This window comes from Aquincola sp. J276 (assembly GCF_024700035.1).
Taxonomy (GTDB): domain Bacteria; phylum Pseudomonadota; class Gammaproteobacteria; order Burkholderiales; family Burkholderiaceae_C; genus Aquincola; species Aquincola tertiaricarbonis.
The window spans coordinates 423,049-439,075 of the sequence record NZ_JAJONC010000002.1 but is presented as its reverse complement, the minus strand read 5'-3'; the positions used below and the strand labels follow the sequence as shown (position 1 = coordinate 439,075).

The 16,027-nt window shown below is 69.3% G+C and carries 10 protein-coding genes and 1 pseudogene; 9 read left to right on the top strand and 2 right to left on the bottom strand.

The features are described 5' to 3' along the window. Positions 1 to 47: 47 nt before the first annotated feature. The gene (gene fabI, locus LRS14_RS19855) at positions 48 to 845 is read left to right on the top strand and encodes an enoyl-ACP reductase FabI (RefSeq protein WP_257800778.1); all 798 of its coding nucleotides are present in this window, start codon (positions 48 to 50) and stop codon (positions 843 to 845) included. A gap of 64 nt (positions 846 to 909) precedes the next feature. On the opposite strand, the gene LRS14_RS19850 is transcribed toward fabI, so the two are convergent. Then, the gene (locus tag LRS14_RS19850) at positions 910 to 1,830 is read right to left on the bottom strand and encodes an SHOCT domain-containing protein (protein WP_257800777.1); all 921 of its coding nucleotides are present in this window, start codon (positions 1,828 to 1,830) and stop codon (positions 910 to 912) included. 352 nt (positions 1,831 to 2,182) lie between these two features. Between LRS14_RS19850 and LRS14_RS19845 the strand changes: the two genes are divergently transcribed. The 8 genes and pseudogenes from LRS14_RS19845 to glk all read left to right on the top strand — a co-directional run bounded on the left by LRS14_RS19845 (position 2,183) and on the right by glk (position 13,615). Then, positions 2,183 to 3,442, top strand: coding sequence for a carbohydrate porin (locus tag LRS14_RS19845; protein ID WP_257800776.1), 1,260 nt, complete (start codon positions 2,183 to 2,185; stop codon positions 3,440 to 3,442). Between the two features lie 7 nt (positions 3,443 to 3,449). Beyond that, positions 3,450 to 5,111: an alpha-glucosidase gene (locus LRS14_RS19840; RefSeq protein ID WP_257800775.1), complete on the top strand. Its 1,662-nt coding sequence runs from the start codon at positions 3,450 to 3,452 to the stop codon at positions 5,109 to 5,111. A gap of 14 nt (positions 5,112 to 5,125) precedes the next feature. Next, positions 5,126 to 6,237 (top strand): annotated as a pseudogene (locus LRS14_RS19835) (ABC transporter ATP-binding protein). 42 nt (positions 6,238 to 6,279) lie between these two features. Next, positions 6,280 to 7,479: a maltose/maltodextrin ABC transporter substrate-binding protein MalE gene (gene malE / locus LRS14_RS19830; protein ID WP_257800773.1), complete on the top strand. Its 1,200-nt coding sequence runs from the start codon at positions 6,280 to 6,282 to the stop codon at positions 7,477 to 7,479. Between the two features lie 22 nt (positions 7,480 to 7,501). Next, positions 7,502 to 9,076: a maltose ABC transporter permease MalF gene (gene malF / locus LRS14_RS19825; protein ID WP_257800772.1), complete on the top strand. Its 1,575-nt coding sequence runs from the start codon at positions 7,502 to 7,504 to the stop codon at positions 9,074 to 9,076. Position 9,077: 1 nt separating this feature from the next. Further along, positions 9,078 to 9,968, top strand: coding sequence for a maltose ABC transporter permease MalG (malG, locus tag LRS14_RS19820; protein ID WP_257800771.1), 891 nt, complete (start codon positions 9,078 to 9,080; stop codon positions 9,966 to 9,968). A 2-nt stretch (positions 9,969 to 9,970) separates the two neighbouring features. Further along, the gene (locus tag LRS14_RS19815) at positions 9,971 to 11,632 is read left to right on the top strand and encodes an alpha-amylase family glycosyl hydrolase (RefSeq protein ID WP_257800770.1); all 1,662 of its coding nucleotides are present in this window, start codon (positions 9,971 to 9,973) and stop codon (positions 11,630 to 11,632) included. A gap of 144 nt (positions 11,633 to 11,776) precedes the next feature. Then, a complete protein-coding gene (glk, locus tag LRS14_RS19810) occupies positions 11,777 to 13,615 on the top strand; it encodes a glucokinase (protein WP_310740902.1) in 1,839 nt (612 codons plus the stop codon). Positions 13,616 to 13,660: 45 nt separating this feature from the next. Here glk and LRS14_RS19805 read toward each other — a convergent pair whose 3' ends face one another. Then, the gene (locus tag LRS14_RS19805) at positions 13,661 to 15,907 is read right to left on the bottom strand and encodes an arginine/lysine/ornithine decarboxylase (RefSeq protein ID WP_046114464.1); all 2,247 of its coding nucleotides are present in this window, start codon (positions 15,905 to 15,907) and stop codon (positions 13,661 to 13,663) included. Positions 15,908 to 16,027: the final 120 nt, after the last annotated feature.

Here is a 16,027-nt window from a genome sequence, read left to right as displayed (position 1 = left end):
CCATGCCAGAATCACGGCCCTTTCCTGACCTGAGCTACGGAGACACCATGGGTTTTCTCGCCGGCAAGCGGCTGCTGATCACGGGCGTGCTGTCCAACCGTTCCATCGCCTACGGGATCGCCCGGGCCTGTCACCGCGAAGGGGCAGAACTGGCATTCAGCTACGTCGGCGAGCGTTTCAAGGACCGGATCACCGAATTCGCGAGCCATTTCGGCTCCACCCTCACCTTCGATTGCGACGTCGGCAGCGACGAGCAGATCGACAAGCTGTTCGCCGACCTGCGCAGCGCCTGGCCCGAAGGTTTCGACGGCCTGGTGCATGCCATCGGCTTCGCGCCGCGCGAGGCGATCGCCGGCGATTTCCTCGAAGGGCTGAGCCGCGAAGCCTTTCGCATCGCGCACGACATCTCCTCCTACAGCTTCCCCGCGATGGCCAAGGCCGCCGCCGGCCAGCTGCGCCCGAATGCCGCGCTGCTGACGCTGAGCTACCTCGGCGCCGAGCGCGCCGTGCCCAACTACAACACGATGGGCCTGGCGAAGGCTTCGCTGGAAGCCAGCGTGCGCTACCTGGCCGCCGGCCTGGGGCCCAGGGGCTGGCGCGTGAACGGCATCTCGGCCGGGCCGATCAAGACGCTGGCGGCCTCGGGCATCAAGGGCTTCGGCAAGATGCTGGACGTGGTGGAGCAGAACGCGCCGCTGCGCCGCAACGTGACGATCGACGACGTGGGCAACGTCGCGGCCTTCCTGCTGTCCGACCTGGCCGCCGGCGTCACCGGCGAGATCACCTATGTGGACTGCGGCTTCAGCCGCGTGATGGGCGGGCTGGCGGAGACGCCGGCGGCCTGACGGCGGCCCACGCCGGCGACCAGGCGCCCCGCGGGGCGCCTTTTTCATGGGGCGGCGCGGCGGCTCACAGCGCCTGCAGGATCTCCTTGCGCTTGGCCTGGTATTCCTCTTCGGTCAGCAGGTTCTGGTCGCGCAGGCGCTTCAGGCTGCGCAGGCGCTGCTCCTGTTCCTCGTAGAAGCGTGCGTCGCGTGAGACGGGCACCGGCTGCACCGCCGGGCGCGGGGCGGCGGCGGCAGCGCCTGCCGGCGCGACCGGGGCGGCGGCCGGCGACACCGCCGCGGCCGCAGCGGCCGGTGTCACCCCGGCCGGCGCCGGTGCGGCCACAGCCGCCGGCGTGCCCAGCGCAAAGGCCAGCCAGTCCGCACGCACGCCGGTGGCCTCCGGGCTGGACACCTTCACCGCCCCGGCCGCGCCCCGGCTGCCGAAGCGGAACTCCGGCAGGATGCGCGCGCCCCGGTACTGGTTGTAGAAGTCCAGCCGCGCCTCCTGCACCAGCAACTGCAGCGCCCCGCCCTGCACGAACAGGCGCGCGGTGATGCCGTAGGGCGTGCCCAGCAGGCCACCGTCGCGGCGCGAGGTGCTAAGCAGCAGCAGGTCGTCCTGCGGGCTGGCGACGGCCAGGGCATCGGCGATCACCGCCGGCAGCGAGGCCAGCTCGTCCGTGCCGAACAGCGGCTCACGCTGGGTGCCGCGCTGCAGCACCACGCCCTGCATCCATTGACGCAGCACCGCGGCCGGAATCACCTGCGGATGCTCGTTCAGCGCCGCCGAGGTTTCGCGCGGCTCCAGCCGCAGCTCGGTGAACTCCGCCAGCTGCCAGTGGCGCCGTCCCGGCTTGGAACTCGGGGCCGCTTGCTCCGAAGCGGCGGCCGTCGAGCGGCCGAACAAGGTGTCGAACACGCCGGCCTGCGCGGGGCCGGTGGCGGCCAGCAGGGCCGCGGTGCAGGCGAAAGCGGCGGTGCCGCGGGCGATCGGACGGTGCATCTGCATGTCTCCTGACTGTCGCGATGTTTTCAAAGTACACAACTACACCTCACTACACGGCCAGTAGTCAAGCTACATCTGGCCTCGTGCGCGCGAAGCGTAGCGCCCAGCTGTAGCCCTGAAAAACCGGGTATTCCCCGGTAATCGGCTTGTAACGCCGCCAGGAATTCCCGGATGGGCGGATGTAGTTTCGCTACGTAAAGTGCCTTCAGTCGCTGCGGAGTCCTTCCGCATGTAGTCAAGCTACAGGCCCACCGAACGGTTTCCGTCGGGCGGAGCCGCCGTGCCAGACGTTTTTGCCGGCGCCTCCGAGGCGCTCCCCTCCACCTTCCGTACAACAGAGGAGAGACTGATGAAGACCCGTTTGAAGTTGATCGCCGCCGCCGCGGCCACCGTGGCCGCCGCTGGCGTGGTGAGCCCGGCCACGGCCCAGGGCCTGGAGTTCAAGGGCTACGCCCGCACCGGCACCGGCGGCTCCACCGAAGGCGGCAAGCAGGTGTGCTTCGGCCTGCCGGGCGCCGGCGCCAAGTACCGGCTGGGCAACGAGTGCGAGACCTACGCCGAGAGCCAGTTCGTCATGCCCTTCGGCAAGAGCGACGGCACCTGGGCCAAGTACAACCTGATGCTGGCCCTGGTGGAGAACAACGCCGGCGCCGACTACGAAAGCTCCAAGGGCGACAAGTTCGACATCGCCAGCCGGCAGAACTACTTCGAGGCGGGCGGCTTCTTCGGCCCCGGCGCACTGGAGAAGGCCAGCATCTGGATCGGCAAGCGGTACTACAACCGCCATGACGTCCACATCAACGACTACTACTACTGGAACAACAGCGGCCTGGGCGGCGGCATCGAGGACATCAACATCGGCGCGGCCAAGCTGGCCTTCTCGTACCACAGCAAGGGCGACGACACGCTGGTGACCGACACCATCAACGGCCTGAACACCAGCCGCTTCTCGGCCCGCGCGTACGACATCGTGACCAACCCCGGCGGCACGCTGGAATTCGAACTGGTGGCCATGCGCGGCACCAGCGCCGGCCGCGCCGAGCGTGGCGAGGGCAGCGGCTGGCTGCTGTTCAGCGAGCACAAGCAGACCGGCATCTTCGGCGCCGGCTACAACAAGCTGGCCCTGGTGCTGGGCAAGGACGCCGGTGCGGGCGGTGCCGACGTCAACAACTACCGCGACGCCACCGACGATGTGCGCGGCTCCAGCTGGCGCGTGGTGGACCAGCTGTACTTCGCGCCCAACGGCTCGCCCTGGTCGGCCATGGCCACTGCCGGCTACCAGCGCGTGAAGCTGGACGACGCGGCCAAGACCACCTGGTTCACCGCCGGCATCCGCCCGCAGTACCAGATCAACAACTTCTTCAGCATCGCCGCCGAGCTGGGCTATGACCGCGTGAAGACCGACGGCCAGGACACCGCGCACCTGACCAAGCTGACCATCGCGCCGCAGGTGGCGCTGGCGCCGGGCTTCTGGTCGCGTCCGGTGTTCCGTGCCTTCGTCACCTATGCCAAGTGGAACGACGCCGCCAACGGCGCCGGCACCAACGGCGTGTTCGGCAACAAGAACAACGGCGTGACGTACGGCATCCAGGCCGAAGCCTGGTGGTGATCCGCCGATGAGCCAACAGCCTTCATCCGGCGCGCAGCGCCCCTGGTGGCGCGGCGGCGTCATCTACCAGGTGTACCCGCGCAGCTTCGCGGACCACGACGGCGACGGCGTGGGCGACCTGCCCGGGATCATCGACCGACTCTCGTACATCGCCGACCTGGGCGTGGACGCGATCTGGATCTCGCCGTTCTTCCGCTCGCCGATGAAGGACTTCGGCTACGACATCAGCGACTACCGGGATGTCGATCCGATGTTCGGCACCCTGGCCGATTTCGACCGCCTGGTGGAGCAGGCCCATGCGCTGGGCCTGAAGGTGGTGATCGACCAGGTGCTGTCGCACACCTCGGACGAATCGGCCTGGTTTCGCGAAAGCCGCGCCAGCCGGCACAACGACAAGGCTGACTGGTACGTGTGGGCCGACCCCCGGCCGGACGGCACGCCGCCCAACAACTGGCTGAGCGTGTTCGGCGGCTCGGCCTGGCAGTGGGAGGCCCGGCGGCGCCAGTACTACCTGCACAACTTCCTCATCAGCCAGCCCGACCTCAATTTCCACTGCGAGGCGGTGCAACGGCAGCTGCTGGACGACGTGCGCTTCTGGCTGGACCGCGGCGTCGACGGCTTCCGCTTCGACGCCTGCAACTTCCACTTCCACGACCGGCAGCTGCGCGACAACCCGCCGGCCGAGGTGCGGGACACCAAGTCGGTGCAGGCCAGCAATCCTTATGGCATGCAGCGCCACCTGCATGACAAGACGCAGCCGGAGAACCTGGACTTCCTGCGCAAGCTGCGTGCGCTGCTCGACGAGTACGGCGCTGCCAGCCTGGGCGAGGTGGGCTGCGACAACACCCTGGCCACCATGGCGGCCTACACCTCGGGCGGCGACAAGCTGCACATGGCCTACGGCTTCAACCTGCTGACCACCGACAGCAGCGCCGGCTACATCCGCGGCCAGGTGGACGAACTGGAACAGGCGCTGACCGACGGCTGGCCCTGCTGGTCGGTCGGCAACCACGACGTGATGCGGGTGCGCAGCCGCTGGGGCGGCCCCGATGCACCGCCGCACTACAACAAGCTGGCAATGGCGGTGCTGCTGAGCCTGCGCGGCAGCGCCTGCTGGTACCAGGGCGACGAGCTGGGCCTGCCCGAGGCCGACGTGGCCTACGAGCGCCTGCGCGACCCCTATGGCCTGGCCTTCTGGCCCGAGTTCAAGGGCCGCGACGGCTGCCGCACGCCCATGCCGTGGGTGCACTCGCTGCCCGATGCCGGCTTCAGCCGCGTGCCGGCGCACGCGCCCTGGCTGCCGGTGCCGGCTGAACACAGCGCGCTGGCGGTGGACCTGAACAACGACGACCCGGACTCGGTGCTGAACTTCAGCCGCCGCTTCCTGGCCTGGCGCAGGCAGCAGCCCGCGCTGCTGGACGGCGAGATGCGCTTCCTGCCCGCGCCGGAGCCGGTGCTGGCCATCGAGCGCCGCTCGACCGACGGCAGCCAGCGCGTGCTGGCCGTCTTCAACCTCGGCCGCGAGCCGGTGCAGCTGGCGCTGGCCGAGGCGCCCGCGGGCAGGGCGCTCACCGGCCATGGCTTCGGCCCGGCGCAGACCGGCCACCGCGAAGGCACGGTGTTCCACGTGCCGGCCTGGGGCGCCTGCTTCGAGACACCGCTGGACTGACGGGCTCATTTCCGATGGCGAACCTTCAACTCAAGGGCCTGCGCAAGTCGTACGGCGATGTGCAGACGCTGCACGGCATCGACCTCGACATACCCGATGGCGAGTTCACCGTCTTCGTCGGGCCTTCGGGCTGCGGCAAGTCCACGCTGCTGCGCTGCATCGCCGGGCTGGAGGACATCACCGCCGGCGAGCTCTACATCGGCGGCGAGCGGGTGAACGAGGTGCCGCCCGCACGCCGCGGCATCGCGATGGTGTTCCAGAGCTATGCGCTGTATCCCCACATGACGGTGGCGGACAACATGGGCTTCGGCCTGCGGCTGGCCGGCTTCAACCGCCAGCAGCAGGACGAGGCGGTGGCCCGCGCCGCGCAGATCCTGCAGATCGAGCACCTGCTGCAGCGCAAGCCCAAGGCCTTGTCGGGCGGCCAGCGGCAGCGCGTGGCCATCGGCCGCGCCATCGTGCGCAAGCCGGGCGTGTTCCTGTTCGACGAGCCGCTGTCCAACCTGGATGCGGCGCTGCGGGTGCAGATGCGGGTGGAGCTGGCGCGCCTGCACCGCGAGCTGCGCACCACCATGATCTACGTGACCCATGACCAGGTCGAGGCGATGACGCTGGCCCACCGCATCGTGGTCTTCAACGCCGGCCGCATCGAGCAGGTGGGCCGGCCGATGGACCTGTACCACCGCCCGGCCAACCTGTTCGTCGCGGGCTTCATCGGCTCGCCGAAGATGAACTTCGTCGAAGGCACGCTGGCCAGCGCCGATGCGGCCGGCGCCCGCGTGCGCCTGCCCGACGGCACCCTGCTGGCGGTGGCCGCCGATGCCACCCGGCTGGCCGCCGACAGCCCGGTGACGCTGGGCGTGCGGCCCGAGCACCTGGGCGCCGATGCGGCGCCGGCCGCCGGCACCGCCGCCGCGGCCAATGCGCTGCATGGCAGGGTGCAGGCCGCCGAGCACCTGGGCGACAGCACCTACCTCTACGTCGACGTGCCCGGCGCCCTGCAGCCGGTGGTGGTGCGCGCCGACCCCGACAACCCCTGGCCGCCGGCGACACCGCCTGGCTGACGGTGCCGCCGCCGCGGGCCCACCTGTTCGACGGCAACGGCATCGCCCTGCCCCGCGCCTGACCGAGGCGCAGCTTCCATCCCACCCCCACGAAGGAGACAGACATGACCATCCAACGCCAACGCATCCGCCTCATCGCGGCCGCTGCCGCCCTCACGCTGGGCGGCACCGCGGGCATCGCCCAGGCCGCCGAGCAGGGCAAGCTGCTGATCTGGATCAACGGCGACAAGGGCTACAACGGCCTGGCCAAGGTGGGCGAGGAATTCACCAGGAAGACCGGCGTGCCGGTGGTGGTGGAGCATCCCGAGGACGCGCCCAACAAGTTCCAGCAGGCCGCGGCCGCCGGCAAGGGCCCGGACATCTGGATCTGGCCGCACGACCGCGTGGGCGAATGGCTGGGCGCCGGCCTGCTGCAGCCGGTCACGCCTTCGAAGAAGGTGCAGGCCGACATCGACCCGCTGGGCTGGAAGGCCTTCACCGTGGGTGGCAAGACCTGGGGCTATCCAGTGTCGATCGAGGCGGTGGCCCTGGTCTACAACAAGGACCTGGTGCCCACGCCGCCCAAGACCTTCGAGGAAGTGATCGCGCTGGACAAGAAGCTGGCCGCGCAGGGCAAGAAGGCCATCCTCTGGGACTACACCAACACCTACTTCACCTGGCCGCTGCTGGGCGCGGGCGGCGGCTATGCCTTCAAGGCCAAGGGCGATGGCAGCTATGACGCCACCGACACCGGCGTGGCCAATGCCGGCGCGCTCAAGGGCGCCGAGCTGCTGGCGCAGATGGTCAAGGACGGCGTGATGCCCAAGGGCGCGGCCTATGCCGACATGGAGTCGGGCGTCAACCAGGGCAAGGTGGCAATGATGATCAACGGCCCGTGGTCGTGGGACAACCTGCGCAAGTCGAAGATCAACTTCGGCGTGGCCAAGATCCCGGCGGTGGGCGGCGCCAAGGCCACGCCCTACGTGGGCGTGCTGGGCGCGATGATCTCCAAGGCTTCGCCCAACCGCGAGGTGGCGGTGGAGTTCATCGAGAACTTCATGCTCACGCCGGCCGGCCTGAAGATGATCGACGACGACGTGCCGCTGGGCGTGCCGGCCTCCAAGGCCTTCTACGACCAGCTCAAGTCCAACCCCAACATCCAGGCCACCATGGCCAGCGCGCAGGACGGCTCGCCCATGCCCAACAACCCGGAGATGGGCCGCTTCTGGTCGTCGATGCAATCGGCGCTGCAGAACGTGACCGAGGGCCGGCAGACGCCCAAGGCCGCGCTGGACGCCGCCGCCAAGCGCATCACCGCCAAGTAAGCCGCCGCCGGCGCTGCACCGCATGCCCCTGAACCCGAATACCGCCGCGGTCGCCCTGCCGGGGCTGCCCGATGCCCGATCGCGACGCCGGCTGCGCTGGCTGGGCCCTGCGCTGGGGCTGCTGCTGGCGCTGGGGGCGCTGTACATCCTCACCGCCGTGTACCTGGCCGGCGAAACCCTTCTGGCCGGCGCGCTGCTGGCCACGCTGGCGCTGGCCGGCTGGGTGTACGGCTCGCAGCGGCTGTATGCCTGGCGCTACCTGTTCCCGGGCGTGGCAGCGGTGGTCATCTTCGTGGTGTTCCCGATCCTGTACACGGTGTCGATGAGCTTCAGCAACGCCAGCTCGCGGCACCTGCTCACCTTCGAGCGCGCCACCCGCTACTTCCTCGACGAGACCTATGCCGGCGAGGGCCGCAGCCTGCAATCCAGCCTGCGGGCCGAGGGCGGCGGCTACCGCCTGCGGCTGCAGGACGAGGAGGCTGGCACGGCGTACGAGACGGGCCCGCTGCCGCTGGACCGGGACACGCCCGCCAAGGCCAAGGCCGTGCCCGCGAGCGGCGAGCCGGCGGGCGAGGCCCTGCCGTTGAAGGACGTGATCCGCCTGCAGCCGGCGCTGAAGGCGCTGACGGTGCAGATGCCCGACGGCAGCGAGCTGCGCAGCACCGGCCTGCGCAGCTTCGGCCCGGTGACCCACCTGTATAGACAGGATGCGCAGGGCCGGCTGGTCAACCAGCAGGACGGCAGCCTGCTCACCCCCAACATGCGCAGCGGCTTCTACGAGGCCGCCGACGGCAGCGCGGTGCAGCCCGGCTTCCAGGTGGGCATCGGCTGGGCGCATTACGCACGCATCTTCACCGACGAGGCCTTCCGCGAGCCCTTCCTGCGCATCTTCGGCTGGACGGTCACCTTCGCGGCGCTGACGGTGCTGTTCGCCGCCTCGCTGGGCATGCTGCTGGCGGTGCTGCTCACCTGGGAGGCGCTGCGCTTTCGGGCCGTGTACCAGACGCTGCTGTTCCTGCCCTACGCGGTGCCGGGCTTCATCTCCATCCTGGTGTTCAAGGGCCTGTTCAACAACAACTTCGGCGAGATCAACCTGATCCTGGATGCGCTGTTCGGCATCAAGCCGGCGTGGTTCTCCGACCCGCTGCTGGCCAAGTCGATGCTGCTGATCGTCAACACCTGGCTGGGCTACCCGTACATGATGGTCATCTGCATGGGCCTCATCAAGGCGATACCGGCCGACCTGTACGAGGCCTCGGCCGTGGCCGGCGCCGGGCCGCTGACCAACTTCTTCCGCATCACCCTGCCGCTGGTGCTCAAGCCGCTGACACCGCTGCTCATCGCCGCCTTCGCCTTCAACTTCAACAACTTCGTGCTGATCAGCCTGCTGACCAACGGCCGGCCCGACTTCCTCGACACCCGGATCCCGGCGGGCACCACCGACATCCTGGTGTCGTACACCTACCGCATGGCCTTCGAGGATTCGGGCCAGAACTTCGGCCTGGCTGCGGCCATCTCCACCGTGATCTTCGCGATGGTGGCGCTGCTGTCGTGGATCAACCTGCGCGCCGCGCGCGTGACCAAGGAGGCGAGCTGACATGCCGATGGTGCTGGACAAGTCCCACCGCTGGCGCGTGGTGGCCGCGCATGTGTTCATGCTGTGCCTGATCGCGCTGGTGATCTTCCCGTTCCTGATGATCCTGTCGATCTCGCTGCGGCCGGGCAACTTCGCCAGCGGCAGCCTGATACCGGAGCAGATCAGCCTGGAGCACTGGCAGCTGGCGCTGGGCATTCCCTACACCGAGCCTGACGGCCGCGTGGTGCAGCCGCCCTTCCCGGTGCTGCTGTGGCTGTGGAACTCGGTCAAGGTGGCCACGCTGTCGGCCTGCATCATCCTGCTGCTGAGCACCACCGCGGCCTATGCCTTCGCCCGCATGCGCTTCCGTGGCAAGTCGCAGGCGCTGTCGGCGCTGATGATGATCCAGATGTTCCCGGCGGTGCTGGCGCTGGTGGCCATCTACACCGTGTTCGACCGCGTGGGCGGCATCTTCCCGGCCTTCGGCATCGACAGCCACTGGTCGCTGCTGCTGGCCTATGCCGGCGGCATCGGGCTGCACGTGTGGACGATCAAGGGCTACTTCGACACCATCCCGACCGAGATCGAGGAAGCCGCCAAGGTGGACGGCGCCACGCCGTGGCAGGCCTTCCGGCTGGTGCTGCTACCGATGGCGGTGCCGATCCTGATGGTGGTGTTCCTGCTGGCCTTCATCGGCGCCATCATCGAGTACCCGGTGGCCTCGGTGCTGCTGAACGAGGAGCGCCAGCTCACGCTGGCGGTGGGCTCGCGGCTGTTCCTCTACGAGCAGCGCTACCTGTGGGGCGACTTCGCCGCGGCGGCCATCCTGTCGGGCCTGCCGATCACGGTGGTGTTCATGCTGGCGCAGAAGTGGATGGTCTCCGGCCTGACCTCGGGCGGGCTCAAGGGATGACCATGCCGCGCCGATCCTGGCTGGCGCTGGCCGCGGCCGCGCTGCTGTGCGGCTGCGCCGGCCTGCCGGCCGCGCCCGCCGCGGTGCCCGGCAGCTTTGCCGACAACCCCATCGTCTACCTCGTCATCACCGACCGCTTCGCCAACGGCGATCCGTCGAACGACGGCGCCTACGGCCGCCAGCGCGAGCCCGGCAACGATGCCGGCACCTTCCATGGCGGCGACCTGAAGGGCCTGAAGCAGAAGCTGGACGAAGGCTGGTTCCGTGCGCTGGGCGTCAACGCGATCTGGATCACCGCGCCCTACGAGCAGATCCGCGGCTGGACGCAGGGCGGCCAGGCCGCCTTCAAGCACTACGGCTACCACGGCTACTACGCGCTGGACTACACCGTGCTCGACCAGGCCATGGGCACGCCCGACGAGCTGCGCGCGCTGGTGGACACGGCGCATGCACAGGGCATCCGCATCCTGTTCGACGTGGTGATGAACCACCCGGGCTACCTCGACCTGGCCACCGCGCGCGAGCTGCTGCCGGAGGTGCTGTGGCCCGGCAGCGAGCAGGCCACGCTGAAGAACTACCACTCCTTCTTCGACTACAACAGCTTCGAGTTCGGCAGGTGGTGGGGCCGCGACTGGGTGCGCGCCGGCCTGCCCGGCTACACCGACCCCGGCCGAGACGACCTGACGATGCAGCTGGCCCACCTGCCCGATTTCCGCACCGAGAACCCGCAGCCGGTGAGGCTGCCCGAGCTGCTGCGCCGCAAGCAGGACACGCGCGCGGTCGACCTGCCCGGCACGCCGGTGCGCGGCTACCTGGTGCGCTGGCTGACCGACTGGGTGCGCGAGTACGGCATCGACGGCTTCCGCGCCGACACCGTCAAGCATGTGGAGCCCGAGGCCTGGGCCGAGCTCAAGCGCGAGGCCACCGCCGCCCTGGCCGACTGGAAGGCGCGCCATCCGGGCAAGAAGATCGACGACGCGCCGTTCTGGATGGTGGGCGAGTACTGGGGCCAGGGCCCGGCGCGCTCGCCGCTGCATGACAGCGGCTTCGATGCGCTGCTGGACTTCGACTTCCAGCAGCGCGCCGCGCAGTACACGCAGCCCGAGCCGCTGTTCGCCGCCTATGCCGCCACCTACGCCGGCCGGCCCGGCTTCAGCAACCTGGCCTACATCTCCTCCCACGACACCACGCTGTTCGACCGCGGCCGGCTGTTCGAAGCCGCCACCGCGCTGATGCTGGTGCCCGGCGGCGTGCAGGTCTTCTACGGCGACGAGACCGCCCGCCCGCCAGGCGAGGCACCGCGCGGCGATGAACAGCAGGCCACCCGCTCCGACATGAACTGGACCGACATCGACCGGCCGCTGCTGGCGCATTGGCAGCAGCTGGGCAGCTTCCGCCAGCGTCATGTGGCGCTGGCCCGCGGCCGCCATGCGCAGCTGCAGGCCACGCCCTACGCCTTCAGCCGCATCGACGACGCCAGCGGCGACCGCGTGGTGGTGGCCCTGGGCGTGGACGCACCCGCGCTGCTGGACGTGTCGTCGGTGTTCCGCGAGGGCGAGCGGCTGTGGGAGGCCTATGGCGGCCAGGCGCTGGTGGTGCAAGGCGGCCGCGTGGCGCTGCCCGCCCAGCGCGTGGTGCTGCTGGAACGTGCGCCCGCCCCATGATGGCGCATGCGGCCGGCCCGGGGCGGGCGCGATGTCTGCTACAAGTGATATCCCGTCCGGCACCGCCGGGCGCTTCGTGCAGCCGAACCGAGACACGCCGGCCAACGCCGGCTCCCACGCGACGATGAGCTCAACGCCCCCGCACTGTTCCGCAGTGCACCGCGCCTGCTGGCCGACATCGGCGCCACCTATGCCCGCTTCTGCATCGAGCAGGTCGCGGGCCGCTTCGAGCACATCAGCGTGCTGCCCTGCGCCAGCTATCCCGGCTTCGTGGAGGTGGTACAGGCCTACATTGGCACGGTGCCGGTGGCGCTGCGGCCGCGGCATGCGGCGGTCGCCATCGCCAACCCGATCGAAGGCGACCGGGTGCGCATGATCAACCGCGACTGGGCGTTTTCCATCCGCGACGCGCAGCGCCGGTTGGGCCTGGACACGCTGCTGCTGGTCAACAACTTCACCGCGCTGGCGATGGCGCTGCCGCACATCGGCCCGGCCGGCCGCATGCAGGTGGGCGGCGGCGAGCCGCAGGAGCTGGGCGTCATCGGCCTGATCGGCCCGGGCACCGGCCTGGGCGTGTCCGGCCTGGTGCCCAGCGGCGCCGACCGCTGGTCCACGCTGGCCAGCGAAGGCGGCCATGCCAGCTTCTCGCCCAGCGACGAGCGCGAGCTGAAGGTGCTGTCCTTCGCCTGGAAGCAGCACCTGCACGTGTCGGCCGAGCGGCTGGTGTCGGGGCCAGGGCTGGAACTCACCTACCGCGCGCTGGCCGCCGATGCCGGCGCCGCGGTGCAGGCGCTGGAGGCGGCGGAGATCGTGCGCCGCGCGATGGGGGAGACCGACCCGCTGTGCATGGAGGCGCTGGAATGCTTCTGCCGCATGCTGGGCACGGTGGCCGCCAACGTCGCCCTGATGCTGGGCGCCACCGGCGGCATCTACATCGGCGGCGGCATCGTGCCGCGGCTGGGCGGCACCTTCCTGCGCTCGGGCTTCCGCGAGCGCTTCGAGCGCAAGGGCCGGCTGTCCGACTACGTGGCCCGCATTCCCACCTATGTGGTCACGGCCGAGCACCCGGCCTTCCTGGGTGTGTCGTCCCTGCTCACCGAGCACTTGCCCACGCCCGATGGCGGCAATGCGCTGCTGGACCGGGTGCGTGCCGCGCGGCCCACGCTGTCGCCGGCCGAAGGCCGCGTGGCCGACTTCGTGCTGGCCCATCCGCGCGCCATGCTGAACGACCCGGTGGGCGTGATCGCCCAGATGGCCGACGTGAGCCAGCCCACGGTGATCCGCTTCTGCCGCTCGCTGGGCATGCAGGGCCTGGCCGACTTCAAGCTCAAGCTGGCGTCCGGCCTGAACGGCAACATCCCGGTGCAGCGCACCCAGGTGCGCCGCCACGACGCCACGCCCGACCTGTGCGCCAAGGTGCTGGACAACACCATCTCGGCCATCATGCAGTTCCGCGAATCGCTGAACGTGGAAGCCGTGGACCGGGCCATCGGCCTGCTGCGCGCCGCACGCCGGGTGGAGATCTATGCGGTGGGCAACTCGGCCGCGGTGGCCGCCGACGTGCAGCACAAGCTGTTCCGCTTCCGCATCCCTTCCAGCACCCACACCGACCTGTCGACGCAGGCGCTGTCGGCCGAGCTGCTGGGGCCGCACGATGTCACCGTGTTCATCAGCAGCTCGGGCCAGCCGCCGGAGCTGGTGCGCGCGGCCACGGTGGCGGTGGAGCGCGGCGCGGCGGTCATCGCCATCACCGCCAGCCATTCGCCGCTGTCGCGGCGGGCCACGGTGTGCGTGCCGGTGGACCACGGCGAGGACGCATCGAACTTCCTGTCGATGATCTCGCGCATCCTGCACCTGCTGGTGGTGGACATGATGGCCGTGGGCGTGGCCGTGCGCCGTGAGCCCGACGGCGGCCTGCCGCCCACCGGCAGCGCACCCGCCGGCAACGCCGCTGCCGGGGTGCTGATCTCACACGTGGTGTGATGGGGCCCCCAAGGCCCGGCACTTGGTGGTTGTGCCCGCCTGGGTCTACTCCGCCTTGACGCAGTCCACGTAGGCTTCGCCGTCCTGCTCCACCAGGCCGTGCACGTCGGTGTGGAAGCCCGGGAAGCGCTTGTTGAAGTCGCGGGCGAACTTCAGGTACTCCACGATCTTGCGGTTGAAGCGCTCGCCCGGGATCAGCAGCGGGATGCCCGGCGGGTACGGCGTCAGCAGCGAGGTGGTGATGCGGCCTTCCAGCTCGTCGATCGACACCCGCTCGGTATCGCGGTGGGCGATGCGGGCATAGGCGTCGGCCGGCTTCATCGCCGGGTCGAGGTTGGACAGGTACATCTCGGTGGTCAGCCGCGCGATGTCGCCCTTGGCATAGGCCTCGTGGATCGACTGGCTCAGGTCGCGCAGGCCCATGCGCTCGTAGGTGGGATGCGCGGCCACGAAGTCCGGCAGGATGCGCCACAGCGGCGCGTTCTTGTCGTAGTCGTCCTTGAACTGCTGCAGCGCCGTCAGCAGCGTGTTCCAGCGGCCCTTGGTGATGCCGATGGTGAACATGATGAAGAACGAATAGAGGCCCGTCTTCTCCACCACCACGCCGTGCTCGGCCAGGAACTTGGTCACGATGCTGGCCGGGATGCCGGTGGGCGCGAACTTGCCGCTCATGTCCAGGCCCGGGGTGATCAGCGTGCTCTTGATTGGGTCCAGCATGTTGAAGCCGGTGGCCAGGTTGCCGAAGCCGTGCCAGGTGGCATTGGCTTCCAGCACCCAGTCCTCCTGGCGGCCGATGCCCTGGTCGGCCAGCTTCTCGGGGCCCCAGACGGTGAACCACCAGTCCTGGCCATAGTCCTTCTCCACCTTGCGCATCGCGCGGCGGAAGTCCATGGCCTCGGCCAGGCTCTCCTCCACCAGCGCGGTGCCGCCGGGCGGCTCCATCATCGCGGCGGCCACGTCGCAGCTGGCGATGATGGCGTACTGCGGCGAGGTGCTGGTGTGCATCAGGTAGGCCTCGTTGAAGAGGTGCCTGTCCAGCTTCTGGTTCTGCGCATCCTGCACCAGCACCTGCGAGGCCTGGCTGAGGCCGGCCAGCAGCTTGTGCGTGCTCTGGGTGGCGTAGACCATCGCCTCCTTCGGGCGCGGGCGGTTCTTGCCCATCGCGTGGTAGGCGCCGTAGAACTTGTGGAAGGCCGCATGCGGCAGCCAGGCCTCGTCGAAGTGGATCGTGTCGATCCAGCCGTCCAGCTTGGCCTTGATGGTCTCGGTGTTGTAGAGCACGCCGTCGTAGGTGCTCTGCGTCAGCGTGAGGATGCGCGGCTTGACCGCATCGGGATCCACGCCCTTGAGCAGCGGGTTGGCCGCGATCTTGGCGCGGATGGCCTCGGGCGAGAACTCGCTCTCCGGGATCGGGCCGATGATGCCGTACTGGTTGCGCGTGGGCGCCAGGAACACCGGCACCGCGCCGGTCATGATGATGGAGTGCAGGATGCTCTTGTGGCAGTTGCGGTCCACCACCACCACGTCGCCCGGTGCCACCGTGTGGTGCCACACCATCTTGTTGCTGGTGCTGGTGCCGTTGGTCACGAAGAAGCAGTGGTCGGCATTGAAGATGCGCGCCGCATTGCGCTCGCTCTGCGCCACCGGGCCGGTGTGGTCCAGCAGCTGGCCCAGCTCCTCCACCGCATTGCACACGTCGGCGCGCAGCATGTTCTCGCCGAAGAATTGGTGGAACATCTGGCCCACCGGGCTCTTCAGGAAGGCCACGCCGCCGGAGTGGCCGGGGCAGTGCCAGGAATAGGAGCCGTCCTGCGCATAGTCCATCAGCGCCTTGAAGAACGGCGGCGCCAGGCCGTCCAGGTAGCTCTTGGCCTCGCGGATGATGTGGCGGGCCACGAACTCCGGCGTGTCCTCGAACATGTGGATGAAGCCGTGCAGCTCGCGCAGGATGTCGTTCGGGATGTGCTGCGAGGTGCGTGTCTCGCCGTACAGGTAGATCGGGATGTCCGCGTTCTTGAAGCGGATCTCCTCGATGAACTTGCGCAGGCTCAGCACCGCGGGATCGAGGTCGGGGCCGTCCTTGAACTCCTCGTCGTCGATCGACAGGATGAAGGCCGAGGCGCGGCTTTGCTGCTGCGCGAAGGACGACAGGTCGCCGTAGCTGGTGACGCCCAGCACCTCGAAGCCCTCGCGTTCGATGGCCTGGGCCAGCGCGCGGATGCCGAGGCCGGAGGTGTTCTCCGACCGGTAGTCCTCGTCGATGATGACGATGGGAAAGTGAAAACGCAGCATGCGCAGGACTCCTCGTGGCCCCCGGGGCGGCCGGCGGCGAAATGGGCTTCCAAGCCCCGGAAAGCCGCGCAGTGTAGGGCGTGTACGTGTCGCTACACTGCCCGCCCACGACAGGAGCCG

Excerpts from the sequence above, each read along its gene's own strand:
- malG (WP_257800771.1), top strand. The coding sequence starts at position 9,078 with ATGCCGATGGTGCTGGACAAGTCCCACCGCTGGCGCGTGGTGGCCGCG.
- LRS14_RS19850 (WP_257800777.1), bottom strand. The coding sequence starts at position 1,830 with ATGCACCGTCCGATCGCCCGCGGCACCGCCGCTTTCGCCTGCACCGCG.
- fabI (WP_257800778.1), top strand. The coding sequence starts at position 48 with ATGGGTTTTCTCGCCGGCAAGCGGCTGCTGATCACGGGCGTGCTGTCC.
- LRS14_RS19845 (WP_257800776.1), top strand. The coding sequence starts at position 2,183 with ATGAAGACCCGTTTGAAGTTGATCGCCGCCGCCGCGGCCACCGTGGCC.
- malF (WP_257800772.1), top strand. The coding sequence starts at position 7,502 with ATGCCCCTGAACCCGAATACCGCCGCGGTCGCCCTGCCGGGGCTGCCC.
- LRS14_RS19840 (WP_257800775.1), top strand. The coding sequence starts at position 3,450 with ATGAGCCAACAGCCTTCATCCGGCGCGCAGCGCCCCTGGTGGCGCGGC.
- malE (WP_257800773.1), top strand. The coding sequence starts at position 6,280 with ATGACCATCCAACGCCAACGCATCCGCCTCATCGCGGCCGCTGCCGCC.
- LRS14_RS19815 (WP_257800770.1), top strand. The coding sequence starts at position 9,971 with ATGCCGCGCCGATCCTGGCTGGCGCTGGCCGCGGCCGCGCTGCTGTGC.
- LRS14_RS19805 (WP_046114464.1), bottom strand. The coding sequence starts at position 15,907 with ATGCTGCGTTTTCACTTTCCCATCGTCATCATCGACGAGGACTACCGG.